We start from the raw sequence: 25,909 nt of genomic DNA, 5'->3' as shown, positions 1-25,909 counted from the left end.
GCCTGGCGCCTGCGCGGACGGCGGCGGTTGTGGCCCTTCGACAAGCGAGGGACCGGAACGTCCGTGTCCGCTGGACCGGCCCGACGATCCGCGGTCGGCGCCACGTACGATTGAGCGGTGGCCGACCCGAAGATCCTCCTGTACTACGCGTTCGCTCCTCTGGCGGACCCGGAGGCGATCCGGCTGTGGCAGCGCGACCTCTGCGAGTCGCTCGGTCTCCGTGGCCGCATCCTCATCTCGAAGGACGGCATCAACGGCACCGTCGGCGGCGAGCTCGACGCCTGCAAGCTCTACGTCCGGAAGACGAAGGAGCACCCCGCGTTCCGCGATCTCGACGTGAAGTGGAGCGACGGCTCCGGCTTCGACGAGGACGACCCCGTGCGTACGGCCAGGCACCGGCCCGCGCCCTGGCGCCGGAGCAGCGACTTCCCGAAGCTCAGCGTGAAGGTGCGCGAGGAGATCGTGTCCTTCGGCGCGCCCGGTGAGCTCGTGGTGGACGAACACGGCGTCACCGGCGGCGGGGTGCACCTGCAGCCGACGGAACTGCACGAGCTCGTCGCGGAGCGCGGTGATGACGTCGTGTTCTTCGACGGCCGGAACGCGTTCGAGGCCGAGATCGGACGGTTCGCCGGCGCGGTCGTCCCCGACGTCGCGACCACCAGGGACTTCGTCGCCGAACTCGACAGCGGGAAGTACGACCACCTCAAGGACAAGCCGGTCGTCACCTACTGCACGGGCGGCATCCGCTGTGAGGTGCTCTCGGGACTCATGCGATCGCGAGGGTTCGGCGAGGTGTACCAGCTCGACGGCGGTATCGTCCGGTACGGCGAGCAGTTCGGCGACGACGGCCTGTGGGAGGGCTCCCTGTACGTCTTCGACAAGCGGGGCTCGCTCGAGTTCAGTGATCACGCGGCCGTCATCGGGCACTGCGTCGTCTGCGACGCGTCGACGAAGCACCTGCAGAACTGCGCCGACCCCTCCTGCAAGACGCAGTTGGTCGTGTGCGAGGCGCACGCGGACGGGCCCGATGGCGGCCCGCGATGCGCCGTGCACGCTGGGGCTGACGCCTCCACCGACGCGCGCACCGGCCAGCCCGCCTGAGCCGCCACCGTCATGACCGCCCACTTCCGCCTCCGCACCGAGCTCGCCGGGACGATGCAGCAGGTCTTCGACCTCTCGCGGTCGATCGACGCCCACCTCGGCTCGATGGCGGACACCGGAGAACGGGCGGTCGGCGGCGTGACCTCCGGCCTGATCGGGCTGGGCGAGTCGGTCACCTGGCGGGCGCGGCACTTCGGCGTGCCGTGGACGATGACGAGTCGGATCACCGCCTTCGAGGAACCCCACCGGTTCACCGATGAGCAGGTGTCCGGTCCGTTCCGGACGTTCCGCCACGTCCACCTCTTCGAACCGCTGGAGCGCACGATGGGGACGGCACGGACCATCATGCTCGACGACGTCACGTTCGCGGCGCCGTTCGGTCCGCTCGGCGTCGTGGCCGAGCACGTCGCGCTCACCCGGCACCTGCGACGGCTCATCGAGTCGCGGAACCGGTGGTTGGCGGAGGCACTTCGACAAGCTCAGTGACCGGAGGGGGTGGTTCAGTGACCGATGGTGGCGGCGGTCCGGTCACTGAGCTTGTCGAAGCGTTGAAGGGGACGACTCGGTCCCTGAGTCTGTCGAAGGGCGGATACCTCGACATCGAGACAACCCGACACCCGTCGTGCCGCGCCCTGACCGCGCACATCCGCCCCTGCCAAGATGGAGCCATGGGTGCTCGCACGAAGTCGAAACTGGCCATCATCGGGGCGGGGAGCGTCGGTTCGTCCCTCGCCTACGCCTCGCTCATCCGCGGCAGCGCCCGGCGGGTGGCGCTGTACGACATCGACGGCAAGCGGGCCTCGGCCGAGGTGCTCGACCTCGCCCACGGGACGCAGTTCACCGGGTCGAGCAGCATCACGGGCGGTGACGACATCTCGGTCGTCGCCGATGCGGACGTCGTCGTGATCACGGCCGGCGCGAAGCAGGAACCCGGCCAGACCCGACTCGACCTCGCGGGCACGAACATCCGCATCCTCGAGCAGCTGCTCCCGAAACTCGTCGAGCATGCACCGGACGCCGTCTACATGCTCGTCACGAACCCGTGCGACGTCCTCACCGTCGCCGCCCAGCAGATCACGGGACTGCCGCGCGAACGCGTCTTCTCCTCCGGCACCGTCCTCGACACCTCCCGGCTGCGGTGGTTGCTCGCCGAGCGTGCGGGTGTCGCGACCTCGGCGGTGCACGCGGTCATCGTCGGTGAGCACGGCGACAGCGAACTGCCGCTGTGGTCGCAGGCGACCATCGGCCCCGTCCCGATCCTCGACTGGGAGCTGCCCGACGGCTCGCGCTTCACGGAGCAGCAGCTGGACGAGATCGCGACCGACGTCCGGACGGCCGCCTATCGCGTCATCGAGGGCAAGGGCGCGACCAACTACGCGATCGGCCTCTCCGGGGCACGCATCGTCGAGGCCATCCTCGGCGACGAGCACGCGATCCTGCCGGTGAGCACCGTGCTCGACGGGTATCACGGCGTCAGCGGCGTCGCCCTGTCGGTGCCGAGCATCGTCGACCGCTCGGGCGTCCGCTCGGTGGTCGAGGTCGCGATGTCACCGCGCGAGGAACAGCAGTTCGCCGACTCGGCCGCCGCCGTCCGCGCGTCGCTCGACTCGCTCGGGCTGTAGCCGCCGGCCTCGTCCTCGGCTCCACCGTCCCTGTCTCAGGAGAGGTGCGGCGCGTCGCCCCGATGCCGGCCCGCCACGCCCGGCATCTCCTGAGACGGGGCCACAGGTCTCTTCTCTGGATCTCCCCCGAACGGCCGATGCGCAACCGGTGTCGGCCCCGATAGCGTTGCAGGACGAGGCGCGGATCCGGCCGCGCCCCTGGGGAGGCACCGGATGACCGCTGGCGTGACGATCGAGTTCGACGGACTCTCGAAATCCTTCGGGGCGGTGCAGGCGGTCGACGACCTGACGTTCCACGTGGAACCGGGCAAGGTCACCGGTTTCCTCGGCCCGAACGGCGCCGGGAAGACGACGACCCTGCGCATGCTGCTCGGTCTCGTGCAACCGACGTCCGGGAGCGCGACGTTCGGCGGGGTTCCGTACGCCAAGCTGCCGGTCCCAGCAGCGACCGTCGGAGCGGCTCTCGAGGCGGCGAGCTTCGTCCCCGGCCGCACCGCCCGCAACCACCTGCGCGTGCACGCCTCGGCAGCGCGGCTGCCGGCGAGCCGGGTGGACGTCGTGCTCGCGCAGGTCGGGCTGCTCGAGGTCGCGGATCGACGCGTCGCCGGGTACTCGCTCGGCATGCGACAACGGCTCGGCCTCGCGACCGCCCTCCTCGGCGACCCCGGCGTGCTCGTCCTCGACGAACCGATCAACGGGCTCGACCCCGAGGGGATCAAGTGGATCCGCGGCTTCCTCACCGCGCTCGCGGCCGAAGGTCGGACCGTCCTCATCAGCTCGCACCTGCTCAGCGAGGTGCAGCAGTCCGTCGACGAGGTCGTGATCATCGCGAAGGGGCGACTCGCGCACGTCGGCACGCTCGCAAGCCTCGACGCCGCCGACACCCTCCGCGTCGTCGTGAACTCCCCGGAGCACGAGCGGCTCGCCACCGCGCTGACCGCCGCGGGGTACACCTACGACCAGGCCCGCTCAGGGCTCGTCGTGCATGACGTGGAGGCGATCGACATCGGCCGGGTCGCGCTCGCCGCCGGCATTCCGCTCAGTGCGTTGTCGCGGCATCGATCGGGGCTCGAGGATTCGTTCCTCGCGCTCGTCAGCGGCGGGGAGGACCACGCATGACCTCACTTCTGGCAGCCATCCGCTCCGAGTTCCTCAAGGTGTCCACCACCCGCGTGTGGTGGGGGCTCGCACTCATCCTGTTCGTGTACGTCGGGTTCGCCGCGGCCGGCGCGGCGCTCCTCTTCGCCAACATCCCGGGCGCGGCCGAGTCCAGCGGCGCCGGGGCGCAGGCGACGAGCGAGATGCTCACCCAACCCGGTCTCATCTACGGCTTCGCGACGAGCATCGGGTACGTCTTCCCCGTCCTGCTCGGTGCGCTCGCCACGACCGGCGAGTTCCGGCATCAGAGCCTGACGCCCACGTTCCTCGCGAACCCGAACCGCGGCCACGTCCTCGTCGGCAAGGTCCTGGCGCTGACCGGAGTCGGCGCGCTGTACGGCGTGATCGCGCTGGCGGCATCCGTCGGTCTCGGCGGCGGCGCCCTGGCGATCAGCGGCATCGATCCCCTGCTGACGGATCCCGACACCTGGGCGCTCATCGGCCGTGCGGTGCTCGCGATGGCCCTGTGGGGCGCGATCGGCGTCGGCCTCGGTGCGGTCCTGCCGAGCCAGGTGGGCGCGATCATCGTCGTGCTGGCCTTCACGCAGTTCGTCGAGCCGCTGCTGCGCCTCGCCTCCTCCTTCTCGGAGGTCACCGCCTCCATCGGCCGGTTCCTGCCGGGTGCTGCGACGGACGCCCTCGTCGGACCGAGCTTCTACTCGATGATGTCCGCTCAGCAGGACGCGCTGACCTGGTGGCAGGGCGGACTCGTCCTCCTCGGCATCGGGGTCGTCGTCGCACTCATCGGCTACGCCACGACCTGGCGCCGCGACGTCACCTAGGCACGGTGTGCGCGATGGCTCGAGCCGGCAGCCCCTCGGCGGGGAGGCGTAGGCTCGACGGACAGCCACCGACCGGTCACCGCACCGGAGACAGGAGCACCATGGGCCGCGCATACCTCGTCGAGCAGGTCGAGCATGAGGGTGGCAAGCCCACCCGGACGGTCGACCTCCGTGATCTCCCCGACGCCGCGTTGCCCGACGCCGCCGTCACCGTCGACGTCGAGTACTCGAGCATCAACTACAAGGACGCCCTGGTCCTCACCGGGAAGCCGGGCGTCGTCCGCACGTTCCCGATGGTCGCGGGCATCGACCTCGTCGGTGTCGTTGCCGAATCGAGCGATCCCGCCTGGACGGCCGGCGACCGCGTGGCCCTGTTCGGCGACGGCCTGAGCGAGACCCGGTACGGCGGGCTCTCCGAGCGCGCGAAGGCGCGGTCCGACGCGCTCGTCCGCGTCCCCGACCACGTCTCCAGCGCACAGGCCGCCGCGATCGGCACCGCCGGATACACCGCGGCCCTGGCCGTGCTCGCACTGGAGCACGGCAGCGCGACCTCCGGCGCCGTCCGCGTCGGCGGTCTTCCCGTGCTCGTCACGGGCGCGGGTGGTGGCGTCGGGAGCATCGCGATCGCGCTGCTGGCCGCCGCCGGCTTCGAGGTCGCCGCCTCGACCGGGCGGGTCGACGAGCTGGGTGATGCCCTGCGGCAGCTCGGAGCGACGTCGATCGTCGACCGCGCCGAGTTCGCCGAGGCCGGCCGCCCACTCGGCAGCCAGCGCTGGGCGGGAGCCGTCGACTCGGTCGGCGGTCAGACGCTCGCGACGGTCCTGTCGCAGGTCGAGTACGGCGGGACGGTCGCCGCCTGTGGTCTCGCGGGCGGGTCCGACCTCCCGACGTCGGTCATGCCGTTCATCCTCCGCGGGGTCACGCTCGCGGGTGTGAACTCCGTCGAGGCGCCGCTCCCCCTGCGGCAGGCCGCCTGGGAGCGCGTGACCACCGCGCTCGACCTCGACGTGCTCGACACCCTGACCGAGACGGTCTCCCTCGCCGAGGCGACGGATGCGGCGGAACGGGTCCTCGCAGGCTCGGTCCACGGCCGGATCGTCGTCGACGTCCGCGCCTGATCCCGCGTTCACAACTCAGGACGGCCCTGGCATGTCGCGCCCCAAGTCGCGTCGCTTACGGCCGACACGCCGACACGCTCCTGAATTGCGAACAGCCGCACGTGAGCCTTCCCGGTGTTCACAACTCAGGACGGACCCGGCATGTCGCACCACTGGTCACACCGCACGCTGCCGACACACCGGCGTGCTCCTGAATTGTGAACGCGGGAACGCGACAGCGGCCGGTGCCCGAAGGCGACCGGCCGCTGCCGACGGGACTGCTGAGACTCAGTAGCCGGCGGTCGACATGACCGAGCCGAGCGCGACGGCGTAGAAGATGCCGCCGATGATGCCGAGCACGACGAGGATGATGCCGATGATGACACCGATCTTGGCGAGCTGGTTCGGGTAGCCGGCGTCCTTCGACTGCTTCTGCGCGACGAGGCTGATGATCAGGCCGACGAGCGGCACGACGATCGCGAGGATGAGGCCGACGAGGCCGAGCGTCTTGCCCGGGTAGTCGGCGGGCAGGGCGCCGCCAGGCTGCTGCGGGGCGTTGTACTGGGGTGCGTTGGTCATGATGGTTCCTCTCGAGGATGGTAGATGCGCCGTGGGCGCGTGCCAACAGTAGTGGGTTAGGTACCCGACAGGCGATGGGGACAACTCCCCAATCGCCCGGGTGTCACGGTCTTACGGGCAGGTGATGGTGGTCGTGCCGTCAGTGTGGACACCGCTGCCGAGGGAGGCGCACGCCTCGTTGAACGCCGCAGCACCGATCGCGACGGCGGCGATCGTGATGATGATCCCGAGCACGATGAAGACGATCGACAGGATCAGGCCGACCTTCGCCAGCGTGTTCTTGACACCCGCGTTCTTGGACTGCACCAGGGCGACGATGCTCAGGATGAGTCCGATCGGCGGGGCGAGGAACGCGAGGATCAGGCCGACGATGCCGAGCGTCTTCCCGGCCGTCGCGTCGCCGGACGGAGCGGATCCACCGGAGTATGCGGGAGCCGAGCCGTACTGGTCCTTCGGGGGCTGCGGTGCCTGGGGAGCCTGCGGCGGCTGGCCGGGGTATTCACCGGGAGGAGGAGTCGACATGGCTGTGGTCCTTTCGAACAGGCGGATCTACGGAGGTTCGAGCGGCCCCAGGATACCGGCCAGATGCCGTTTTGTGCCCTGTTCGAGGGAAATGGTTGCGAACGGCCCTGATCAGCGCCAAGATGCGCGGGCGCTACGTCCGCGCACACGATCAGCATCCGAGCGACACCGCCGTGTGTCCGGCAGCTCGCTTCAGTGCAGGTCGAGGGCCGCGATGAGCTCTGCGCTCCGGCGGGTGGTGATGATGAGCCGCGAGTACTCGGTGTCCTCGAGGTCGATGACGACCGACGGCTTCGTGCCCTTGATGACGAGGAAGTCCTTGCCACCGTGGAACTTCCACTGGCCGATGGCGAGGGTCAACGGGATCGCGGTGCCGGGCGCCCGGATGCCCCGGACCCAGATCCACGGGTCGTCGGTGATGGTGGCGGAACGGATGCTCGACCGTGGCACGACGACGTTGCTCCGACGCAGCGAGAGCGCTTTGTCGTACGCGGACAGCTCGATCTCCAGTCGGTCGGGGTGCAGACGCAAGGAGGCCATGCCTCTAGTCTGCCAACCCCCACCGACGTTCGCGTTGCCGGAAGTTCACAAAGCGGTAACGCATGCCCTGTGCAGCGTCCGACGTCGGCGGCGGGGCGACCGTGCGACTCAGCGAATGGCCGCCGCAGCCGCGCGGGCCGCCGCGGGCAGGGCGTCGACGATACGGCCGATCGCCTCGTCGTCGTGCGCCGCGGAGACGAACCAGGCCTCGTACACGCTCGGTGGGAGCGACACCCCCGCGTCGAGCATGCGGTGGAAGAAGGCCGGGTAGCGGAAGGCGTCCTGGCGCAGGACCGCGGTGTAGTCGGTCGGTGCCGTCTCGCTGAAGGCGAAGGAGAAGAGGTTCCCGGCGCGTTGCACGGTGTGCGCGACCCCGGCCTCCGTGAGCGCGTTCGAGGTCGCCTCGGACACGATCGCGGCCGCCGCGTCGACCCGACGGTAGACGTCCTGGTCGGCGAGGCGCAGCGTCTCGATGCCGGCGGCGAGGGCCACCGGGTTCCCTGAGAGTGTCCCGGCCTGGTAGACCGGGCCGGTCGGTGCGAGCAGGTCCATGAGCTCGGCGCGCCCACCCAGCGCGGCGAGGGGCATGCCACCACCGATGACCTTGCCGAAGGTGAAGAGGTCGGGCTGGTACACGCCGACCGGGATGCTGATGGCACCGGTCGAGTTCGCGACGGCGTGGTTGCCGGCCTCCCAGGCCTCGGCACCCGGGACGGGCTCGGTGCCGGGTGCGACGGCGGCGAGTCCGCGGTTGTCGAGCCCCCACCAGCCGGCGGAGGAGACGCGGAACCCGGTGAGCACCTCGTCGATGATGACCAGCGAACCGTATTCGTGCGCGAGCTTGACGACGCTCGCGTTGAACCCGGGAGCAGGCGGGACGACGCCCATGTTGGCGGAGGCCGCCTCCATGATGATCGCGGCGATGTCCTGGCCGCGCTCGGCGAAGACCTCGCGGAGTGCCGCCCGGTCGTTGTACGGGACGACGATCGTCTGGGCGGCCGTCTCGGCGGTGACCCCGGCGGACCCCGGCAAGGCGAGGGTCGCGACGCCCGATCCCGCTTCGGCGAGCAGGCCGTCGGAGTGGCCGTGGTAGTGCCCCGCGAACTTCACGATGAGACGGCGACCGGTGGCACCGCGCGCGAGGCGGATCGCCGTCATGGTCGCCTCGGTGCCGGTGGAGACCATGCGCAGCTTCTCGATCGGCGCGACGCCGGACGCCTGAACGCGCTCCTTCACGAGCTCCGCGAGCTCGGTCTCGGCCGGGGTGGACGCACCGAAGGAGAGGCCGCGGGCCGCAGCGGCCTGCACGGCCTCGACGACCTGCGGGTGCGCGTGCCCGAGGAGCGCGGGGCCCCACGCGCTCACGAGGTCGACGTACTGCACGCCCTCGGAGTCGGTGATGTAGGGGCCGGTCGCGGACACCATGAACCGCGGCGTGCCGCCGACGGAGCGGAAGGCACGGACGGGCGAGTTCACCCCACCGGGGATCGACCGCTGGGCTCTGACGAATGCTGCGTCGTTCATCGGGTTCCTCCTGCACGCAGGCCGCGCGCCTCATCCAACCAACCGGCGAGTTCGACGGCCCAGTAGCTCAGGACGGCCTCGGCTCCGGCACGCTTGATGGAGAGCACCGACTCCTCGATCGCGCGTCGGCGGTCGATCCAGCCCTGCCGGGCGGCGGCCTCGATCATCGCGTACTCGCCGGACACCTGGTACGCCCAGACCGGGATCGACACCGTGTCGGCCACGTCGGCCAGGACGTCGAGGAAGCTCCCCGCGGGCTTCACCATGACGATGTCGGCGCCCTCTGCCTCGTCGATGAGTGCCTCGCGCAGGCCCTCACGACGGTTGGCGGGGTCGAGCTGGTAGGTGCGGCGGTCGCCCTGCAGCTGCGAGTCGACGGCCTCGCGGAACGGCCCGTAGAGCGCGGATGCGAACTTCGCCGAGTAGGCGAGGATGATCGTGTCGTCGAACCCGGCGGCGTCGAGCGTCTCGCGCACAGCGGCGACCTGGCCGTCCATCATGCCCGAGAGCCCGAGGAGCGCCGAGCCCGACTCGGCCTGGGCCAGCGCCATGTCGCGGTACCGGTCGAGCGTGCGGTCGTTGTCGACACGCCCGCGGTCGTCGAGGACACCGCAGTGTCCGTGATCGGTGAACTCGTCGAGGCAGAGGTCGGTCTGCACCACCAGGGCGTCGCCCACCTCGGCGGTGAGCGCGCGAGTCGCGACGTTGAGGATGCCGTCGGGGTCGGTCGCGCCGGAACCCACGGCATCACGCTCGGCCGGGACGCCGAAGAGCATGACCCCACCGATGCCGGCGGCGGCGGCCTCGGCCGCGGCACGCTTGGCGCTGTCGACGGTGTGCTGCCGGACACCCGGCATCGAGGAGATCTCGACCGGCTCGGAGACGCCCTCCCGCACGAACATGGGGAGCACCAGCTCCGCCGGGTCGAGTCGCGTCTCGCTGACGAGGCGACGGATGGCCGGCTGCTGCCGGAGACGACGGGGACGGGTCTCGGGAATGCTCACCCGTCCAGCCTACGCGCCGCTGCCGACGCGCCCTCCCGGTTCGCGCAGGGCGTGAAGCCGGTCAGCTGTTTCCGTCGCCGGCGTCCTCGTCGCCGTTCTGGCTGAGCGCCACGGACACGATCGCCTCGATCAGCGAGTCGACCGTCTGCTGCTCCGCCACGACGTCGACCCGGAGCCCGTAGCCTCGGGCGTCACGAGCCGTGCGGGGCCCGATCGCGGCGATGACGGTGCTCTCAGGGATCTCGGGGAACTGTGAACGGACCTGCTCCGCCACGCTGCCCGAGGTGACGAGGATGGCACGTACTCGACCGCTGGCGACGTCGGCGACGATCTTCTCGGCCACCGGCACACCCACCGTGCGGTAGGCCACAACGGACTGGACGTCGTGTCCGGCGGCGATCAGGCCCTCCGTGAGGAGGGGCTTGGCGATGGCCGAGCGGAGGGTGAGGATGCGCTTCGGGTGCGGCTCGAGGGCTGTGAGCTCCTGCACCATCCCCTTGGCGGAGTTGTCCTTCGCCGGCACGAGGTCGACGCTGTAGCCGACGGCGGTGAGGGCGGCAGCGGTCGTCTCGCCGACGGCGGCGACCCTCGTCGTCTCGGGGATCCGGATCCGCTGCGAGGACAGCACGTCGACCGTGGTCGCGCTCGTCACGGTCAGCCAGTCGAACTCGCCGGCCTCGAGCGCCGCGAGCGCGGTCCCGAGCGTCTCCGGGTCGTCGGTGCTGGCGAAGTTGATCATCGGGGCGACGACGGGCGTCCCGCCCTTGCCGCGGACCGTCCCGGCGACCGAGTCGCCCCACGGACCGCCGCGCGGTACGAGGACACGCCACCCGCCGAGCGGCTTGGTGGCGGTGGGAACGGTGTTCGACTTCGTCCAGTCCTTCACGCAGCGCCTCCCAGCGGGGCGAGGTCGGCTGCGCCGGCCTCGATGAGCTCGTCCGCGAGCGTGACGCCGAGCGCGTCGGCGGCCTGCAGCAGCTCCCTCCCATGTCCGTCGCCGGAGAACCCCTCCGCACGGCTCTCCCGGTGGATCATCTCGGTGCCGTCGAGCGAGTAGACGGCGGCCTGCAGCACGAGGTCCTCGTCGTCGAGCCACGCTGCGGCGCCGACGGGCGCGGAGCAACCGGCTTCGAGTCGGCGGAGCACGGCCCGTTCCGCTGTGGCCTGCCAGCGGCTCGGCGCGTGGTCGAGCAACGCGATGGAACCGGCGATGGACGATTCGTCGTCGTCGAGGCACTCGATCGCGAGCGCCCCCTGCCCCGGCGCGGTCGGCCAGGTGTCGAGGTCGAAGAGGCCGGTGACGGCGTCGAGCCGTCCGAGCCGTGTGAGACCGGCGGCCGCGAGGACGACGGCGTCGAGGTCGTCGTCGATGCGGCGCAGGCGGGTGTCGATGTTGCCGCGGATGTCGACGACCTCGAGGTCGGGCCGGATGCGCTTCAGCTGTGCGATCCGACGCGGTGAGCCGGTGCCGATCCTGGCACCCTGCGGCAGGTCGTCGAGCGAGCGGTCGTTCGAGGCGCACAGGGCGTCGCGTGGGTCCTCGCGCATCGGCATGGCGGCGATCGTGAAGCCCTCGGCCGGAGCCGTCGGCAGGTCCTTCAACGAGTGCACGACGAGATCGCAGGCGCCGTCGAGCAGGGCGTCGCGGAGGGCGTTGACGAACACACCCGTCCCGCCGATGGTCGAGAGCGACTCGCGACTCGTGTCGCCCTGCGTCGTGACGGTGACGATCTCGACGTCCTCGCCGGTGGCCGCCGTGAGGGCGTCGGCCACATGACCGGTCTGCGCCAGCGCCAGGGCACTGCCGCGGGTTCCGATGCGAAGGGTCATGGGGCGATCCCCGAGAACGCCGGTTTGAAGCCCAGCCGGGCGTTCTCGCAGCACCCGGGGCGGCAGACGTCGTACCACGGGCCGAGGTCGGTCATGTGGGGTCGCTCCTCGACGGGCGTGCCGTCGCGGCGCTCGAGGACGAGGTCGACGAGTCCCTTGACGTAGGCGGCTGCGGTGCCCGGCGTCGGGACGCGGACGGAGGCCAGGCCGTGCTCGCCGGCCGTCTCCATGGCCTCGTTGTCGAGGTCCCACATGACCTCCATGTGGTCGCTCACGAAGCCGAGCGGCACGATGACGATCGCCTTGCGGCCGGCGGCGGGCAGCTCGGCGATCGCGTCGTTGATGTCGGGCTCGAGCCACGGCATGCTGGGCGGACCCGACCGGGACTGGTAGACGAGCTGCCAGGGCACCGAGATGCCGCTGCCGACCGCGCCGCCGAGGACACCGGCCTCACGGAGCTGGTCGATGGCGTTCGCCATGACGACTTCGGCCACCGCGAGGTGCTGGGCCTCGTAGGCACCGTGGTCGCCGAAGCCGCGGAAGTCGGGGCCGGAGCGCGCGGCGTCGCCGGTGGGGATCGAGTGCGTCGCGAAGAGCACCTCGATCTCCGTCTCGGCGGAGAGCTCGGGCTGCTCGCGCAGGTACTCGGCGATCGCCTCGCGGACGCCGTCGATGAACGGAGTCACGAAGCCGGGGTGGTCGAAGAACTGACGCACCTTGTCGATCTGGATCTCGCCCTCGAGGTTCGTCTCGTCGACGGCGATCGCGAAGTCCTCGCGGTACTGCCGGCAGCTCGAGTACGAGGAGTAGGCGCTCGTGGCGATCGCGATGAGCTTCGTGAAGCCGCGCTCGTGCGCCTCGGCCACCGCGTCGCGCAGGTACGGGTCCCAGTTGCGGTTGCCCCAGAGGACCGGGAGGTCGATGCCGCGGGAGGCGAGTTCGAGCTCGAGGGCCGCCTTGAGCGCACGGTTCTGGTCGTTGATGGGGCTGACGCCACCGAAGTGGCGGTAGTGGTGCGCGACCTCTTCGAGACGCTCCTCGGGGATCCCTCGCCCGCGCGTGACGTTGCGGAGGAACGGGATGACGTCGTCCTGGCCCTCGGGCCCGCCGAAGCCGGCGAGGAGGATGGCGTCGTAGTCCGTCGGTTCGGAGACGTGCTCGGGACCGGACGCTGCAGCGTCGGTCGCGCCGCGGACGATGCGCTCGGGCGCCTCGGCTCCGGTGCTCCCCAGGTTCATGGCTGCCATCAGCGCACCACCTCCAATGCCTCGGCGGGCGTGATGCGGCGGCCCGTGAAGAACGGCACCTCTTCGCGCACGTGGCGGCGCGCTTCGGTGTTGCGCAGGTCGCGCATGAGGTCGACGAGCTCGACGACGTCGTCGGCTTCGAGCGGCAGGAGCCACTCGTAGTCGCCGAGGGCGAAGGAGGCGACGGTGTTGGCGAGCACACCCGTGAACGCTGCACCCTGACGGCCGTGCTCGGCGAGCATCTTGCGACGCTCCTCCTCCGGCAGGAGGTACCACTCGTAGCTGCGCACGAAGGGGTACAGGCACAGCCAGCCCTTCGGCTCGATGCCGCGGAGGAACCCGGGGACGTGCTGACGGTTGAACTCGGCGTCGCGGTGGACGCCCATGGCGTTCCAGGTGGGCGCCAGCGAGCCGAGGATGGCGGTGCGGCGCAGCTCGCGGAGGCCGGCCTGCAGACCCTCGGCGGTGTCACCGTGGAGCCACAGCATGAGGTCGGCGTCGGCGCGGAGGCCGGACACGTCGTAGATGCCGCGCAAGGTCACGCCCTGGGCTTCGACGAGCGCGATGGATGCTTCGAGTTCGGAGACATGCTCTTCGCCGAGCGGCAGCGCACTCGCCGGCTCGCGGCGCAGGACGGCCCAGAGGGTGAATCCTGAGGGGCCAGTCGGGGTGGCTGAGTCGGTCGGGTGGTGCGATGCCTCGGCAGAGGCCGGGTGAGTCATAGTCCTATCCTCACCCAGTTCGGTCGATTGGGCAAAAGGGGCAGGTCACGATTGACACCGAGCCCAGCCTCACCGCCGATACAGTCGGGTGATGACCAGCGAGCAGCCTCCCGTCGAGTACCACGTCGCCAGAGCGGCCGAGATGGATCCGGTCACGCTCTACCGCGTGCTGAAGATCCGAGTCGACGTCTTCGTCGTCGAGCAGACGGCGCTCTTCGCCGATCTCGACGGACGCGACATCGAGGACGGCACCCTCATCGCCTGGGCGCAGGAGGGCGACGAGGTGCTCGCGACGATCCGGATCCTGACCGAGGCCGAACACTCGGAGATCGGACGGGTCGCCACCGCGTTCACCGCCCGCGGGCGAGGTCTCGCCGCGGAACTGATCCGCCGCGCCGTCGCCGACCACGGGCACCGGGAACTCCGCATGGGCGCCCAGAAACGCCTCGCCGACTGGTACGGCCAGTTCGGGTTCGAGATCAGCGGCCCCGACTACGTGGAGGACGACATCGTGCACGTCCCGATGACGCGCCTGGCCACCCCGAGCGACTGACCGGCGGCGGGACGCGTCAGCGCGCGATGGCGCGGACGAGACCCCACACGGCCAGCCCGGCCGCACCGGCGAGGCCCGCGACACCGGCGTAGAAGACCGCCGGGCGTTCGACCTTGACGGTCGCGATGCGGACGATGGCACGACGCTTGGCGCGGTGCACCTGCTTCGGGACGTTGAGCTTGTCCTCGATCGCGTTCAGCGTGGCGACGAGCTCGGCGCGAGCCTGCTCGGGCGAGGGCGTCGCCCCCGGGAACTGGTCAACGGTCATACTCGCCGAGTCCCTTCACTGCCTTGATGTCTTCCTTCACGTTGTCCATCGGGCTCGGGTCCTCGTTGATCTTCTTGAAATACCGCAGCGCGATCAGCACGAGGACCGCCGCGACGAGGACGAAGAGCACGAAGACGCACAGCGCCGCCAACCACGAGGGCATGACGAGGGCGAGCGCGAGGATCAGCACGGCGACGAGCACGCCGACCGCGAAGAAGAGGAACACCGCGGCACCGGCGACGAACGCCGCTCCGATGCCCGCGTACTTGCCCTTGTGGGCGAGCTGCGTCTTGAGGTTGGCGATCTCGGCCTTGACCAGGTTCGAGACGACCCCCGGCAGCTGGCCGACGAGGGTCAGGAGGGACTCGTCGCGCTTGTCGTAGCGCGGCTCCGACCGGTTGCGGTCACTCATGAACGGCATCGTCGGTGCTACTCGCCGCTCTTGGGCTTCGGAGCCGTCGTCTTGGGCGCGGCAGGCTTGCGCACTGCGGGCTTCGAGGCCGACGACGTCGAGGTGCCGGAGGCCGTGCGTGCGTCCTCAACCGTCTCGGACACGTCCTGGACGGTGTCCTCGGTCTTCGAGATTGCTTTGTCGAGCTTCTCGCCGGGCGTCGAGCCCTGCTGGCTGACGACCTTCGCGACGGCGCTGACGCCGCTCCACAGAGCCGCGGGGACCTCGCTGATGCGTGCCTTGGCGAAGTCCTCGACCTTGCCGCGCTGCGCGCGGACCGGCTTCGCGTTCCACAGCTTGACCCACTGCGTCTTGATCTGCTCGTAGCGTTCGCGTCCGGCGCGGGTACCGAGCACGTAGCCCGTGAGCCCACCGACGACGAACATGACCTTGCCCTTCATGGCGCCTCCGTCTGTTCGAGTGGTGCTGTGATGCTGCATCCAACGGGACCAGCGTAGTCGGGTGTCACTCCCACGCCACCATCCGGTCGGGGGTTGACAGGAAAAGATGCCGGGTCGGGCATATGGACGCGTCTACCGCTGCAGCGCCTGATGCCGGAGTCGTGCCGCCGCCTCGTGGGCGTCGGGGACCACCGAGGCGAGCCCGGTGCCCGACAACCAGGCACCCGTGACCGCGAGGTCGGGCACCTCGGCCACCGCTTCCCGGATGGCCGTCGAGCGTTCACGCTGGCCGCGGGCGGCGGTCGGCTGCGTCCCCGTCCAGGAGATGCGGTGGAAGCCGCGGACGCTGCCCGGGTCGAGCTGGACGCCGAGCATCGCGGACGCGTCGTGCAACGCCGTCGAGAGCAGCTCCCCGTCGGTCAACGCGCTCGTCGCGTCGGCCTCGCCCTGACGGCCGAAGGACAGGCGGATGACGTGTCGATGGTCGCCGTGCTCCCTCGCGCGGTCGGCGAGCCAGGCCCACTTCGCGGTCGCGTGGGTGAGCGCCTTGGCGTGGAGCGTCGAGCCGGGTGCGACGAGCAACCCGGAACCGCGCGGTGCGGCGTCGAGTGCCGGTTCGTCGAGCACGATCGTCACGAGCTCGATCGGCGCCGGCAGGACCGGGTCGCCCGCGTCGTCGCCGGCGGCGGGGAGGTCGCGGAGTGCCGGTCCGACGTCGGCCAGCAGGTTGCGGGCCGGCTGCTCGGGCGTCGCGATGAGGACGAGATCGGCCTCGAGCGCCCGGCCGTCGGTGAGGGCGACGTACCAGGGGGCCTTCGACGCGCCCGCGGCCGCGGGACGCTCGCTCATCCGCGGGAGGCCGGCGTCTCCGAGGCCGACACCTGGTCCGTCCACGTCGATGTCGAAGGGGTTCCGGGAGATCGCCGTGACGGCGACGCCGGTGATGAGCGTCGACCCCCACCGCTCGAGCTCCGCGGTCAAGCCGTCGACGAGGACGGTCATGCCACCGTCGAGGCCGCCGACCGCGGCTCCCGCCGGCGCGTTCTCCCGGAGGGCGGCGACGGCGAGGGACAGCGCCCCGGTGCGCGTCAGCGCGGCGTTCAGCCCGGGAGCCGCGCGGTCGACGTCGAGGTCGTCCGGAGCGGCCGAGTAGACGCCCGAGGTGACCGGAGCGACGAGCAGGTCGTGGACGGCCGCGCCCATGCGCTTCCGGACGAGCGCACCGAGGTTGTGCTCGGTGCCGATCGTGAGCGGCGGGCGGATGCGGTCGAGGTAGGCGCGCAGGGCACCCTTCCAGCCGATGACCCGACGGACGTCGTCGGCGAGGGGGTTCGTCGGGATGCCCAGCAGCCCGGCCTTCGGGAGCGGGACACTCCGCTGCGGCTGTCCGGGCTTGGCGACGTGCAACCAGGCCCCGGCCCGGTTGGGACGCACGACGCGGCCGGTCAGGCCCAGCTGCTCGATGAGCTCGGCGACCGAGCCACCGCGCGTCGCGAAGCTCTCGGCGCCGACGTCGACGCGGAGACCTGCGACCTCGGCGGCCGCGAGCGCGCCACCGAACGACTCCTGCGCGTCGACGACCGTCACCGAGATGCCGACCTTGGCGCAGTCGACCGCGCCGACGAGTCCGGCCACACCACCGCCGATGACGACGAGACGCTTCGGCTCGAGACTCATGCGGGCTGCCAATCGTGGGCGAGGGCGACGATGCGGGTCAGGACGTCCGGGTCGGTCTCGGGCGGGACCCCGTGGCCGAGGTTGAGGACGTGCGCCGGCGCCGCCGTCCCCCGCTGGAGGATGTCGAGGACGTGCGCCTCGAGGACCGGCCATGGGGCGGCGAGCAGTGCCGGGTCGATGTTGCCCTGCACGGGGACGCCGCCACCGAGACGTCGGATGCCCTCGTCGAGCGCCAGCCGGTAGTCGATCCCGACCACGTCGGCGCCGACCCGGTGCATCGCACCGAGCAACTCGCCGGTCCCGACACCGAAGTGCACCTTCGGGACGGGGAGGTCGGCGACGTGCGCGAGCGCGGCCCGGGAGGCCGGGGCGACGTGACGCTCGTAGTCCTCGAGGGAGAGTGCCCCCGCCCACGAGTCGAAGAGCTGCGCAGCCGACGCCCCGGCGAGCACCTGGGCGCGGAGGAAGCGACCGGTGACGTCCGCGCACCAGGCCATGAGCTTCGCCCACGACTCCGGGTCGGCGTGCATGAGGGTGCGGGCGGCGAGGTGGTCCTTCGACGGTCCGCCCTCGACGAGATAGGCGGCGAGCGTGAACGGCGCACCCGCGAAGCCGATGAGCGGCGTGCGGCCGTCGCCGATCCCCGCGAGCCCGGCCACGGTGAGCGCGACGCCCTCGCGGATGGGTGCCAGCGTGTCGTCGAGGACGGTCGGGTCGAGTGCGACGAGCGCGTCGACCTCGGCGGCCGTCCGGACCGCCGACCCCATGACCGGACCGCGGCCCGGCACGATCTCGACCGCGACCCCGGCCTGCTTCAGCGGCACCACGATGTCGCTGAAGAAGATGGCCGCGTCCGTCCCGTGCCGTCGGATGGGCTGGAGGGTGATCTCGCTCGCCATCGCCGGGTCGAGGCAGGCGTCGAGCATGGCCGTCCCGATCCGCAACTCGCGGTACTCGGGCAGCGACCGGCCGGCCTGCCGCATGAACCAGACGGGCGTCCGCTCGGGACGGGTGCCGCGGTACGCGGTGATGAGCGGCGACGACTGGGTCACGCCGGTGACGAGCGGGTGTTCGGGTGGGAGACTCACCCCTCCATCCTCCCATCTCCACCCTGCGCAGGAGGGTCTCGCGCGCGGCCGGGTGAGGGTGACCTGGGTGGCTTCCAGGAGAGGCCGACGTGCGTGCTCGGGTAGACTCATCGGGTGCTCATGTGTGTGACGGCGAGCCATAAGAACGCCACCTTCGACCTCCTCGAACGACTCTCAGTCGGTGCCGAGGGCGTTGCTGCGCGCCTGGTCGAGCACCACGAGTGCGTCTCGGGTGCCGTCGTCGTGGCCACCTGCAACCGGTTCGAGGCCTACATCGACCTCGACGAGCCCGTCACCGCCGCCGCGTCCGTCGCCTTCGAGGCCGCTGCGGAGGCCGTCAGCGAGACCACGGGCATCCCCGCCGAGCAGCTGCGCGAGGTGTTCGACCTCAGCGTCGGCACCGCGGCAGCCGAGCACCTCTTCGCCGTGTCGGCTGGACTCGAGTCCGTCGTCGTCGGCGAGGGCGAGATCGCCGGTCAGGTGCGCCGCTCCCTCGAGGCTGCTCGCGCCGGTGGCACCACCAGCTCCGAGCTCGAGCGCCTGTTCCAGCGCGCGTCCCAGACCTCCCGCGGCATCAAGAACCGTACGCCGCTCGGGCGAGCGGGCCGCTCCATCGTGCGGCTCGCCCTCGACCTCGCGGAGAGCCGCATCGACGACTGGGCCACGCAGCGCGTCCTGCTCGTCGGCACCGGTGCGTACGCCGGCGCGAGCCTCGCCGCCCTCCGCGACCGCGGTGTCACCGACGTCCTCGTGTACTCGCCGTCCGGCCGCGCCGAGAAGTTCGCGCGCTCGCACGAGATCGGCTGGATCGGACACGACGACCTCGCCCGCACCACCGGTGAGGTCGACATCATCGTCACCTGCACCACCGCCGAGGGCCACGTGGTCGACGCCGAGCTGCTCCGCGCGGGTCGCACGGCCGTCGCCGCCGACCACCGTGCACGCGCCGAGGCTGTCACGGACGCACCGACGCTCTCCCTGGTCACCCCGGCCGACGCGCCAGCCGCACCCGAGCCCACCGGGGTCTCCGCACTCGTCCACGACGTCATCACCGAAGCTGCCGCCGAATGCCCGGTGCCCCACGCCTCGGCTCAGCTCGTCATCGACCTCGGCCTGCCGCGCAACGTCGACCCCGACGTCTCCACCGTTTCCGGTGTCGTCCTGCTCGACCTCGAGACCATCCGTATCCACGCGCCGCTCGAGGAGCTCCAGGCCACCGAGGTCGCGCGCTCCATCGTCAGCCGCGCCGCGCAGAAGTTCGCCGCGGTCGGCGAGGAGCGTAGCCTCGAGCCCGCCGTCGTCGCACTCCGCAGCCACGTGCACGCACTCGTCGAGGCCGAAGTCGCCCGTGCGGCCGCTCGCGGCGACGACGACGGCTCGACCGCCCGCGCACTGCGCCACCTCGCCGGAGTGCTGCTGCACGAACCGACGGTGCGGGCCCGGAACCTCGCCCGCAACGGCGAGCAGGCCGCGTACACGACGGCACTGCAGACACTCTTCGGCATCGACGTCCCGCAGGCGCCCGCGGTCGTCGCACCGGTCGCCGACACCGACGCGGCCGCTTCCGCCTCCTAGGCTCCCTGGCGGCGGCGGGGCTCTCGCCTCGGACCGCTCCGGTCTCCGAGCCGAACCCCGATCACCGGGCCGACCCCGGTCACCGAGAGGAACCCCGGTCACCGATCCGAACCCGGCCACCGAGCCTGTCGAAGTGCGCGCGAACACACCACACCCGGCCAGGAACGTTCCTCGTGTGCCCTTCGACAGGCTCAGGGACCGGCGGGGGGCCACTCAGGGGCCGAAGCCGTCCGGTCACCGAGCTTGTCGCGGTGCGCGCCCGGAACGACGAACGGGCACCGGCGCGATGCCGATGCCCGTCGTGATCCGCCTGTCGAGCGGGCTGCGGATCAGTAGTCGTAGTTGTAGCTGCTCGCGGTACCGATCGCGCCCGCAATGAGCAGGACGTAGAAGATGATGAGGATGACGCCGACGAGCACCGACACGCCACTCACGATGGTGCCGGCGAGGGCGAGGCCACGGCCCTGCTCGCCGGTGCGCTTGATCTGACCGAGCGCGATGATGCCGAGCACGAGGCCGACGACGCCGAACCCGACGAACGGGGCGATGAGCGAGATGATCGCCATGACGTTCGTCTTCGGGCCGGTCGGCTGCGCATAGCCGTACGGCGCCTGGGGCTGTCCGTACGGAGCGGCGGGCTGGCCGTAGGGGTTCTGCTGCTGACCGTAGGGCGCCTGCGGCTGACCGTAGGGGTTCTGCTGCTCGCCATAGGGCGCCTGCGGCTGACCGTACTTCGGCTGCTCGCCGTACTGGGGAGCCTGCTGGCCCTGCTGCTCACCGTAGGGCGAGGGCTGGCCGTACTGCGGAGCCTGTTCGCCGTACTGCGGAGCCGGCGGAACCTGCGATTCGCCGTAGGCCGGCTGCTGGGGGTTCTGGCTCTGACCGTATGGGTCGTTCGGCTGGCCGGAGTTCGGATCAGTCATGAAGGTGCACCTCGCGCATAGGGGTTCGACGAACGGACTCATGCTTGCAGCGTGCCGTCGCCTTGTCAACACAGGGTAACCGGCGATCCCGCGTGTTCACTGGGATCGCGCAGCGTGCACCGGGGCGGTGGCAAGATGGACGAGGGGGTGCGGATGGACGAGGAGTCGGTGGCGGAAGCCGAGGACGTCACGCTCGCCGACACCCCGCCGGTGGCCGAGCGACCCGGCGCGCTGACCATCGCCGGGATCGTCGCCGTCGATTGGGTCCACTCCGTCGTCTGGCACACGCGGGCCTTCTTCAGCGGCCGCATCCCGAGGGAGTACGCCCGCGGCGAGGCGAGCCGCCCCGTCGTCGTCCTCATCCCCGGCGTGTACGAGACGTGGGCGTTCCTGAAGCCCGTCGCCGACCGCCTGAACGCCGACGGCTACCGCATCCGCATCGCCCGCGGCCTCGGGTACAACCGCAAACCCATCCGCGACACGGCGGCCCGCTTCGCCCGTGCGCTCGGGCGGTTGCCGAAGCCCGCCGCCGGGTGCGTCATCGTCGCGCACAGTAAGGGAGGGCTCGTCGGGAAGGAGCTGCTCCTCACCGAACGCGAGCGGCTGGGCCTGCTCGGGGTCGTCGCGATCTGCTCGCCGTTCTCCGGATCGGTGCTCGCGAAGTACGTCGTCGACCCGAGCCTCCGCGCGTTCCTCCCGACAGACGAGACCATCGTCGCGCTCGGCGCCCCGCACGACGTCAACGCCGACATCGTCTCGATCTACAGCACCTTCGACCCGCACGTGCCCTCCAGCAGCGTGCTGCCCGGAGCGACGAACGTGCTCCTCCCGGTGCCGGGTCACTTCGTGATCCTCAGCACGGACGAGCTCAAGGACGCCGTGGAGCTCGCCGTCGACGGGTTCGCCGATCGGGTGCGGCCCGCCCTCGACACCGGGAACCCGGTCGAGCAGTGAGCGGCGCACCCGAGGGCTCGAACAGCCCGCTCCCCGACATCCTCGTGTCCGCGGTCGCGATCATCCGCGGACGGCGGGTGCTGATGGTGACGGCCCGCGGTCGCGACGTCCTCTACATGCCGGGCGGGAAGATCGACGCGGGTGAGACGCCGGCCGAGGCCGCCGTCCGGGAAGCGCGCGAGGAGGTCGCGGTCGAGATCGATCCGGCGCGGGTGACTCCGTTGTTCACGGTGGTCACGCAGGCGCACGGGGAGCCCGACGGTCGGCTCGTGCGGATGCACGTCTTCGCGGCCCAGACGGACGAGACACCGACGCCCTCCGCCGAGGTGAGCGCGGTCCACTGGGCGGGCACGGAGTCGCTCGACCGCTGCCCACCCGCGGGGCGCGACGTGCTCGAGCGCTTGGCGGCGGCTGGGCTCATCGACTGAGCGGCAGTCGCCCTGCTCGCGGGTCATGCCCTTCGACAAGCTCAGGGACCGGAGCAGGAGCGAGCCCTTCAACAAGCTCAGGGACCGGAGCAGGAGCGAGCCCTTTGACAAGCTCAGGGACCGGAGCGGGGGGGGGCGAGCCCTTCGACTAGCTCAGGGACCAGCGGGGGTGAGCCCCTCGACAAGCTCAGGGAGCGGGGGGGGTGAGCCCTTCGACAAGCTCAGGGACCGCTACACCCGAGACCGGACGAGCGAGACCGGGTCAGTGCACGTACTCGAGGAGGTCCTGGCCGAGGATCCGGACGGCGTCGACCACCCCGAGGCGCGTGCCGAGTTCCGTGTCGTCGTAGCTCGTGCACACCGCATAGCTCACTGCGCCGTTCGGGCCGCGGAGGATGCCCGCCTCGGCTCGCACGCCGACGCCGGAGCCGGTCTTGTTGAAGAGCTGGATGCCGTGGTCGGGCTCACGGTGGGCCAGCGGGTCGAGCCCGAAGCCCGAGGCGACGAGCGAGAGATCGGTGTTGAGGGACAACCAGGCCAGGACCCGGCGGCTCGTGGTCGCGTCGACGATCTCGCCCGTCGCGAGCGCTTGGAACAGCCAGGCGAGTTCACGGGCGGAACCGACGGAGAGCTGCGGAGCGTTGTCGGGGCCGCGGTGGTCGCGGACGATGTCGAGGAGGGCCGTGCGCTTCAGCCCGATCGCCTCGGCACGGTGGCGGACGGCGTCGAGACCGATGTGGCGGAGCAGGACGTTCGTGGCGAGGTTGTCGCTCGTGGCGCCGACGAGGGCCGCGAGGTCGGCCACCGGGAGGGACGGCGCCTGGAGGTGCTGCCAGATCCCGGAGTCGGCGACGGCGTCGAGCGGCTCGCGGTCGAGGATGGTGAGGCCGCTGAAGTCGGCGTCGCCGAGGCGGGCCGCGACCTCGATGAGGAGGAGGACCTTGCCGATCGAGGCGGTGGGCACGACCACGTGGTCGTCTGCCGACATGAGCATCTCGCCGGTGGTGATGTCGTTGATCCGGAGGCTGACCTGCGCGCCCGACGCGGCCAGTTCACCGAGTGCGCTGAATCCACGGGTGAAGGGCTCGATCTGGGCTGAGGCACGGTGGCGCCCTCGACGCGCATCGCGCGAACGGCGACGTTCCGACTCGTGCACTCGTGAAGCCACGGCTGACCGAACTCCTCTGCTCCAGATGGTGATCCCGACGATCCTGCGGGTGTGGACCTGCCCCGGTCAGCCCACTCGACGGCCGTCCGGCGACCCGCGCTGCGGGCCTCCGGATGTGCCGTCCACGGTATCGTAAGCGGCCTTCGCGCTGGCTGCGAATCTGGGCCCGGGAACCTCGATCCCGGGCGCGTCGGTCCGACATCCGTCGCTTCCATCAGCCGCGAATCCGGTCGGTCCACCGCCCGGATCCCGCGGGTTTCAGCTCAGGATCAGCCGCGGGCGCGGGCTGGGAACTGGGTCGCGAACTTGCCGCCGCTGACGTCGATCAGCGCTCCGGTGATGTAGCCCGCCTGGTCGCTCGCGAGGAACCGCACGACGTTCGCGACGTCCTCCGGTTCCTCCCAACGGCGCACCGAGAGCGTGTCGAGGAGTTCGTCCTGCTGTGCCGTCGGCAGCTCGGCGAAACCGTTCATCGCCGTCGGCACCATCCCGGGCGCGTAGGCGTTCACCGTGATGCCCCACGGCCCCAGCTCGCTCGCGAGGACCCTGGTCAGCTGGACCACCGCGGACTTCGACGCCGCGTAGGCCGCGCTGCCGACGCTCGGGATGACCGCGGCGAAGCTCGCCGCGTTGATGATGCGGCCGGAGCGCTGTTCCTTCAGATACGGGATGACCGCCTTCGACACCCGGAAGACGCCGCCGACGTTGACGTCGAAGCACCTCGTCCACGCGGCGTCGCTCGTCTCCTCGAGCAGTGACTGCACGTTGACCCCGGCGTTGTTCACGAGGACGTCGATCCCTCCGAGCCCGGCGGCAGCCGCCGCGACCGCGCTCGCCACCGAGTCTTCGGAACGCACGTCGCACGCGATGGCGACGAGGTCACCGTGATGGGACGCCACCAGCGCGTCGAGGGAGGAGACGTCGAGGTCGAGCACCGCGACGCGGGACCCCTCGGCGAGGAAGGACTCCACGAGGGCGAGTCCGATCCCGCGAGCGCCTCCGGTCACGATCACCCGGCGGTCCGTCAGGTCCAGCAGCATCGGTGTCTCCCGTCGTCCGAGCGCATCCGGCGATGCGTCGACCCGGTGTCGACGGCCATGTGCGCACCAGGCGAGTAAAACATACTTATGTTCGACCGGCTCGATACACTGGCGTCATGACGGATCGAATGCTCTGGGTGACGGGTGGCGGCAGCGGTATGGGACAGGCCGTGGCGGTGTCGGCCGCCGAGGCGGGATGGCGTGTCGCCGTGACGGGGCGGCGGCGTGAGGCACTCCTCGAGACCGTCGAAGCCGTCACCTCCGCGGGCGGTACGGCCGTCGCCGCGGAGGCCGACGCGACGGACCCCGTTTCGCTCGCCCGGGCCCACGACCGCATCGTCGCCAAGCTCGGCCCGGTCGACGACCTCGTCACCGCGGCGGGCTTGAACGCACCACGGCGCCGGTGGGACGACCAGTCGATGACGGAGTTCGCCGCGATCGTCGACACCAACCTCACCTCGGTCGCCCGCACGATCGACCTCGCGCTGCCCACCATCCGCGACGCACAGGGACGGATCGTCGTCATCTCCTCCTTCGCCGGCTGGCGCTTCTCGACGAAGGGCGGGGTCGCCTACAGCGCGAGCAAGACCGCGCTCGCCTCGCTCTGCGCGACCCTCAACGAGGAGGAGGGGACCCACGGCGTCGGCGCCACCCACCTCTGCCCGGGCGACGTCGACACCCCGTTCCTCTCCATGCGGCCGCAGGTGCCGGACGCGTCGGCGCGCGAGACGATGCTGAAACCCGAGGACATCGGCCGGGCCGTGCGGTTCATCCTCGACGGCCCACCGCACGTGCGGATCGACGAACTCGTGATCTCCCCAACCCGCCCGTCAGCGCGGGCGTGAGCCGCTCACCGGGGACCTCGGCCTTCGAACGGACGCTCGACGGGATCGGCACCGACATCGTCGACGGCGGACTGCCCGCCGGCACGGTGTGCACGGTGGACGAGCTGGTCGCCAGGGCGGGGCATTCCCGCTCGGTCGTCCGGGAGGCCACCCGCGTCCTGGCCGGCCTCGGGCTCCTCGCCAGCAAGGCGCACGTCGGTCACACGGTGCAGCCGTCGTCGAGCTGGGACTGGTTGCAGCCTCGGGTGCTCCGCTGGGCACTGGCGAGCGGACGACGGGAGTCCACCCTCCTCGCGATCCGCGAACTCCGCACCGCGACCGAGCCGGAGTCGGCACGACTCGCGGCCGAGCGACGCAGCGACGACGACGCCCGTGAGCTCCGCGCGACGAGCGAGGCACTCCGCTCGGCTGCGGCTCGACAAGATCCGATCGCGTTCCTCGAGGCCGACCTCCTGCTGCACCGCCTCATCCGGCGCGCGGCGGCGAACCCGATCCTCGACCGGGTCGGCGACGCCGTCGACGAGGCTCTCCGGGATCGCGTGGACCGGCTGCCCGGCGACGGTATCGACCACCACGACGCGGCGTTGCACACGGACCTCGCGTCGGCGATCGAGGCGCAGGACGGCGAGCGGGCCGCCGCGACGATGCGCGTGATCATCCTCCGCACGGCCTGACGACGGCGGCGCCCGACCACCGTCCTCACACACGGTTCTCGCAGCTTCGTGAAACACGTCCGTCACGCAGGTAACGACCGTGTTGCAGTGCCGGAAAATATTTGCAAGCTTCCTGTACTTATTGAATACTGTTTCC

29 protein-coding genes are annotated in these 25,909 nt (G+C 70.9%); 12 read left to right on the top strand and 17 right to left on the bottom strand.

Annotated features, from left to right (window positions below; all coding sequences use genetic code 11):
• Positions 1–117: 117 nt before the first annotated feature.
• From trhO to QRN19_RS16860, 6 genes are all read left to right on the top strand, one after another.
• Positions 118–1,101: an oxygen-dependent tRNA uridine(34) hydroxylase TrhO gene (trhO, locus tag QRN19_RS16885; protein WP_285028337.1), complete on the top strand. Its 984-nt coding sequence runs from the start codon at positions 118–120 to the stop codon at positions 1,099–1,101.
• A gap of 12 nt (positions 1,102–1,113) precedes the next feature.
• Positions 1,114–1,587, top strand: coding sequence for an SRPBCC family protein (locus QRN19_RS16880; protein WP_285028336.1), 474 nt, complete (start codon positions 1,114–1,116; stop codon positions 1,585–1,587).
• 182 nt (positions 1,588–1,769) lie between these two features.
• Positions 1,770–2,723, top strand: a complete 954-nt coding sequence (locus QRN19_RS16875) for an L-lactate dehydrogenase (protein WP_285028335.1) — start codon at positions 1,770–1,772, stop codon at positions 2,721–2,723.
• Positions 2,724–2,936: 213 nt separating this feature from the next.
• On the top strand, positions 2,937–3,842 hold the full coding sequence (locus tag QRN19_RS16870; protein WP_285028334.1) for an ATP-binding cassette domain-containing protein: 906 nt from the start codon (positions 2,937–2,939) through the stop codon (positions 3,840–3,842).
• Positions 3,839–4,663, top strand: coding sequence for an ABC transporter permease subunit (locus QRN19_RS16865; protein ID WP_285028333.1), 825 nt, complete (start codon positions 3,839–3,841; stop codon positions 4,661–4,663). The genes QRN19_RS16870 and QRN19_RS16865 overlap by 4 nt, the downstream gene beginning before the upstream one ends.
• Positions 4,664–4,764: 101 nt before the next feature.
• The gene (locus QRN19_RS16860) at positions 4,765–5,781 is read left to right on the top strand and encodes an MDR family oxidoreductase (protein WP_285028332.1); all 1,017 of its coding nucleotides are present in this window, start codon (positions 4,765–4,767) and stop codon (positions 5,779–5,781) included.
• Positions 5,782–6,048: 267 nt separating this feature from the next.
• Here the strand turns inward: QRN19_RS16860 and QRN19_RS16855 are convergent, their stop codons facing one another.
• The 9 genes from QRN19_RS16855 to hemQ form a co-directional block, all read right to left on the bottom strand.
• Positions 6,049–6,339 carry a hypothetical protein gene (locus QRN19_RS16855; protein ID WP_064294905.1) on the bottom strand — a complete coding sequence of 97 codons (291 nt, stop codon included), beginning with the start codon at positions 6,337–6,339 and terminating at the stop codon, positions 6,049–6,051.
• Between the two features lie 111 nt (positions 6,340–6,450).
• Positions 6,451–6,861 carry a DUF4190 domain-containing protein gene (locus tag QRN19_RS16850; protein ID WP_285028331.1) on the bottom strand — a complete coding sequence of 137 codons (411 nt, stop codon included), beginning with the start codon at positions 6,859–6,861 and terminating at the stop codon, positions 6,451–6,453.
• A gap of 192 nt (positions 6,862–7,053) precedes the next feature.
• On the bottom strand, positions 7,054–7,401 hold the full coding sequence (locus QRN19_RS16845) for a hypothetical protein (RefSeq protein ID WP_056010669.1): 348 nt from the start codon (positions 7,399–7,401) through the stop codon (positions 7,054–7,056).
• Positions 7,402–7,509: 108 nt separating this feature from the next.
• Positions 7,510–8,925, bottom strand: coding sequence for a glutamate-1-semialdehyde 2,1-aminomutase (gene hemL, locus QRN19_RS16840; protein WP_285028330.1), 1,416 nt, complete (start codon positions 8,923–8,925; stop codon positions 7,510–7,512).
• Positions 8,922–9,929, bottom strand: a complete 1,008-nt coding sequence (gene hemB / locus QRN19_RS16835) for a porphobilinogen synthase (protein WP_285028329.1) — start codon at positions 9,927–9,929, stop codon at positions 8,922–8,924. Before hemB ends, hemL begins: the two co-directional genes overlap by 4 nt.
• A 61-nt stretch (positions 9,930–9,990) precedes the next feature.
• Complete coding sequence (locus tag QRN19_RS16830; protein ID WP_285028328.1) at positions 9,991–10,815, bottom strand: uroporphyrinogen-III synthase; 825 nt, start codon at positions 10,813–10,815, stop codon at positions 9,991–9,993.
• Positions 10,812–11,759, bottom strand: coding sequence for a hydroxymethylbilane synthase (gene hemC / locus QRN19_RS16825; RefSeq protein WP_285028327.1), 948 nt, complete (start codon positions 11,757–11,759; stop codon positions 10,812–10,814). The genes QRN19_RS16830 and hemC overlap by 4 nt, the downstream gene beginning before the upstream one ends.
• A complete protein-coding gene (locus QRN19_RS16820; protein WP_285028326.1) occupies positions 11,756–13,006 on the bottom strand; it encodes a ferrochelatase in 1,251 nt (416 codons plus the stop codon). Before QRN19_RS16820 ends, hemC begins: the two co-directional genes overlap by 4 nt.
• Entirely contained in the window at positions 13,006–13,728 is a 723-nt protein-coding gene (gene hemQ / locus QRN19_RS16815) for a hydrogen peroxide-dependent heme synthase (RefSeq protein ID WP_064294913.1), read from the bottom strand. The genes QRN19_RS16820 and hemQ overlap by 1 nt, the downstream gene beginning before the upstream one ends.
• 91 nt (positions 13,729–13,819) lie before the next feature.
• Between hemQ and QRN19_RS16810 the strand changes: the two genes are divergently transcribed.
• Positions 13,820–14,281 carry a GNAT family N-acetyltransferase gene (locus tag QRN19_RS16810; protein ID WP_285028325.1) on the top strand — a complete coding sequence of 154 codons (462 nt, stop codon included), beginning with the start codon at positions 13,820–13,822 and terminating at the stop codon, positions 14,279–14,281.
• Between the two features lie 16 nt (positions 14,282–14,297).
• On the opposite strand, the gene QRN19_RS16805 is transcribed toward QRN19_RS16810, so the two are convergent.
• The 5 genes from QRN19_RS16805 to hemE all read right to left on the bottom strand — a co-directional run bounded on the left by QRN19_RS16805 (position 14,298) and on the right by hemE (position 18,166).
• Positions 14,298–14,549 (bottom strand): DUF3618 domain-containing protein, encoded by a 252-nt coding sequence (locus tag QRN19_RS16805; RefSeq protein WP_285028324.1) that lies wholly within the window; start codon positions 14,547–14,549, stop codon positions 14,298–14,300.
• Positions 14,539–14,961, bottom strand: coding sequence for a phage holin family protein (locus tag QRN19_RS16800; protein WP_064294953.1), 423 nt, complete (start codon positions 14,959–14,961; stop codon positions 14,539–14,541). The genes QRN19_RS16805 and QRN19_RS16800 overlap by 11 nt, the downstream gene beginning before the upstream one ends.
• Before the next feature lie 17 nt (positions 14,962–14,978).
• Complete coding sequence (locus QRN19_RS16795) at positions 14,979–15,401, bottom strand: hypothetical protein (RefSeq protein ID WP_285028323.1); 423 nt, start codon at positions 15,399–15,401, stop codon at positions 14,979–14,981.
• A 132-nt stretch (positions 15,402–15,533) separates the two neighbouring features.
• Positions 15,534–17,078, bottom strand: a complete 1,545-nt coding sequence (locus QRN19_RS16790; protein WP_285028322.1) for a protoporphyrinogen/coproporphyrinogen oxidase — start codon at positions 17,076–17,078, stop codon at positions 15,534–15,536.
• Positions 17,075–18,166 carry a uroporphyrinogen decarboxylase gene (gene hemE, locus QRN19_RS16785; RefSeq protein WP_285028321.1) on the bottom strand — a complete coding sequence of 364 codons (1,092 nt, stop codon included), beginning with the start codon at positions 18,164–18,166 and terminating at the stop codon, positions 17,075–17,077. Before hemE ends, QRN19_RS16790 begins: the two co-directional genes overlap by 4 nt.
• Positions 18,167–18,280: 114 nt before the next feature.
• On the opposite strand from hemE, the gene QRN19_RS16780 reads away from it, so the two are divergent.
• Positions 18,281–19,741 (top strand): glutamyl-tRNA reductase, encoded by a 1,461-nt coding sequence (locus QRN19_RS16780; RefSeq protein WP_502928313.1) that lies wholly within the window; start codon positions 18,281–18,283, stop codon positions 19,739–19,741.
• A gap of 329 nt (positions 19,742–20,070) precedes the next feature.
• On the opposite strand, the gene QRN19_RS16775 is transcribed toward QRN19_RS16780, so the two are convergent.
• A complete protein-coding gene (locus QRN19_RS16775; protein ID WP_285028319.1) occupies positions 20,071–20,664 on the bottom strand; it encodes a DUF4190 domain-containing protein in 594 nt (197 codons plus the stop codon).
• Between the two features lie 153 nt (positions 20,665–20,817).
• On the opposite strand from QRN19_RS16775, the gene QRN19_RS16770 reads away from it, so the two are divergent.
• A complete protein-coding gene (locus QRN19_RS16770; RefSeq protein ID WP_285028318.1) occupies positions 20,818–21,618 on the top strand; it encodes an esterase/lipase family protein in 801 nt (266 codons plus the stop codon).
• Positions 21,615–22,046 carry an NUDIX hydrolase gene (locus tag QRN19_RS16765; RefSeq protein WP_285028317.1) on the top strand — a complete coding sequence of 144 codons (432 nt, stop codon included), beginning with the start codon at positions 21,615–21,617 and terminating at the stop codon, positions 22,044–22,046. The genes QRN19_RS16770 and QRN19_RS16765 overlap by 4 nt, the downstream gene beginning before the upstream one ends.
• Before the next feature lie 262 nt (positions 22,047–22,308).
• Here QRN19_RS16765 and QRN19_RS16760 read toward each other — a convergent pair whose 3' ends face one another.
• Both QRN19_RS16760 and QRN19_RS16755 read right to left on the bottom strand, forming a co-directional pair.
• On the bottom strand, positions 22,309–23,214 hold the full coding sequence (locus QRN19_RS16760) for a serine hydrolase (protein WP_285028316.1): 906 nt from the start codon (positions 23,212–23,214) through the stop codon (positions 22,309–22,311).
• Between the two features lie 269 nt (positions 23,215–23,483).
• Positions 23,484–24,254 carry an SDR family NAD(P)-dependent oxidoreductase gene (locus QRN19_RS16755; protein WP_285028315.1) on the bottom strand — a complete coding sequence of 257 codons (771 nt, stop codon included), beginning with the start codon at positions 24,252–24,254 and terminating at the stop codon, positions 23,484–23,486.
• A gap of 116 nt (positions 24,255–24,370) precedes the next feature.
• Between QRN19_RS16755 and QRN19_RS16750 the strand changes: the two genes are divergently transcribed.
• Together QRN19_RS16750 and QRN19_RS16745 are read left to right on the top strand one after the other, a co-directional pair.
• Positions 24,371–25,099, top strand: coding sequence for an SDR family oxidoreductase (locus QRN19_RS16750; RefSeq protein ID WP_285028314.1), 729 nt, complete (start codon positions 24,371–24,373; stop codon positions 25,097–25,099).
• On the top strand, positions 25,096–25,773 hold the full coding sequence (locus QRN19_RS16745; RefSeq protein ID WP_285028313.1) for a FadR/GntR family transcriptional regulator: 678 nt from the start codon (positions 25,096–25,098) through the stop codon (positions 25,771–25,773). Before QRN19_RS16750 ends, QRN19_RS16745 begins: the two co-directional genes overlap by 4 nt.
• Positions 25,774–25,909 lie beyond the last annotated feature (136 nt).

Source organism: Plantibacter sp. ME-Dv--P-122b (assembly GCF_030209375.1).
GTDB lineage: Bacteria > Actinomycetota > Actinomycetes > Actinomycetales > Microbacteriaceae > Plantibacter.
This window is presented reverse-complemented; position numbering and strand designations above follow the sequence as displayed.

What these genes read in the sequence shown, in the direction of transcription:
- QRN19_RS16800 (WP_064294953.1), bottom strand. Translation starts at nt 14,961, where the DNA reads ATGAGTGACCGCAACCGGTCGGAGCCGCGCTACGACAAGCGCGACGAG.
- QRN19_RS16755 (WP_285028315.1), bottom strand. Translation starts at nt 24,254, where the DNA reads ATGCTGCTGGACCTGACGGACCGCCGGGTGATCGTGACCGGAGGCGCT.
- QRN19_RS16860 (WP_285028332.1), top strand. Translation starts at nt 4,765, where the DNA reads ATGGGCCGCGCATACCTCGTCGAGCAGGTCGAGCATGAGGGTGGCAAG.
- QRN19_RS16770 (WP_285028318.1), top strand. Translation starts at nt 20,818, where the DNA reads ATGGACGAGGAGTCGGTGGCGGAAGCCGAGGACGTCACGCTCGCCGAC.
- QRN19_RS16850 (WP_285028331.1), bottom strand. Translation starts at nt 6,861, where the DNA reads ATGTCGACTCCTCCTCCCGGTGAATACCCCGGCCAGCCGCCGCAGGCT.
- QRN19_RS16810 (WP_285028325.1), top strand. Translation starts at nt 13,820, where the DNA reads ATGACCAGCGAGCAGCCTCCCGTCGAGTACCACGTCGCCAGAGCGGCC.
- QRN19_RS16875 (WP_285028335.1), top strand. Translation starts at nt 1,770, where the DNA reads ATGGGTGCTCGCACGAAGTCGAAACTGGCCATCATCGGGGCGGGGAGC.
- QRN19_RS16845 (WP_056010669.1), bottom strand. Translation starts at nt 7,401, where the DNA reads ATGGCCTCCTTGCGTCTGCACCCCGACCGACTGGAGATCGAGCTGTCC.
- QRN19_RS16805 (WP_285028324.1), bottom strand. Translation starts at nt 14,549, where the DNA reads ATGACCGTTGACCAGTTCCCGGGGGCGACGCCCTCGCCCGAGCAGGCT.
- QRN19_RS16870 (WP_285028334.1), top strand. Translation starts at nt 2,937, where the DNA reads ATGACCGCTGGCGTGACGATCGAGTTCGACGGACTCTCGAAATCCTTC.
- QRN19_RS16750 (WP_285028314.1), top strand. Translation starts at nt 24,371, where the DNA reads ATGACGGATCGAATGCTCTGGGTGACGGGTGGCGGCAGCGGTATGGGA.
- QRN19_RS16790 (WP_285028322.1), bottom strand. Translation starts at nt 17,078, where the DNA reads ATGAGTCTCGAGCCGAAGCGTCTCGTCGTCATCGGCGGTGGTGTGGCC.
- QRN19_RS16855 (WP_064294905.1), bottom strand. Translation starts at nt 6,339, where the DNA reads ATGACCAACGCACCCCAGTACAACGCCCCGCAGCAGCCTGGCGGCGCC.
- hemQ (WP_064294913.1), bottom strand. Translation starts at nt 13,728, where the DNA reads ATGACTCACCCGGCCTCTGCCGAGGCATCGCACCACCCGACCGACTCA.
- QRN19_RS16775 (WP_285028319.1), bottom strand. Translation starts at nt 20,664, where the DNA reads ATGACTGATCCGAACTCCGGCCAGCCGAACGACCCATACGGTCAGAGC.
- QRN19_RS16880 (WP_285028336.1), top strand. Translation starts at nt 1,114, where the DNA reads ATGACCGCCCACTTCCGCCTCCGCACCGAGCTCGCCGGGACGATGCAG.
- QRN19_RS16820 (WP_285028326.1), bottom strand. Translation starts at nt 13,006, where the DNA reads ATGGCAGCCATGAACCTGGGGAGCACCGGAGCCGAGGCGCCCGAGCGC.
- QRN19_RS16865 (WP_285028333.1), top strand. Translation starts at nt 3,839, where the DNA reads ATGACCTCACTTCTGGCAGCCATCCGCTCCGAGTTCCTCAAGGTGTCC.
- hemL (WP_285028330.1), bottom strand. Translation starts at nt 8,925, where the DNA reads ATGAACGACGCAGCATTCGTCAGAGCCCAGCGGTCGATCCCCGGTGGG.
- QRN19_RS16795 (WP_285028323.1), bottom strand. Translation starts at nt 15,401, where the DNA reads ATGAAGGGCAAGGTCATGTTCGTCGTCGGTGGGCTCACGGGCTACGTG.
- hemC (WP_285028327.1), bottom strand. Translation starts at nt 11,759, where the DNA reads ATGACCCTTCGCATCGGAACCCGCGGCAGTGCCCTGGCGCTGGCGCAG.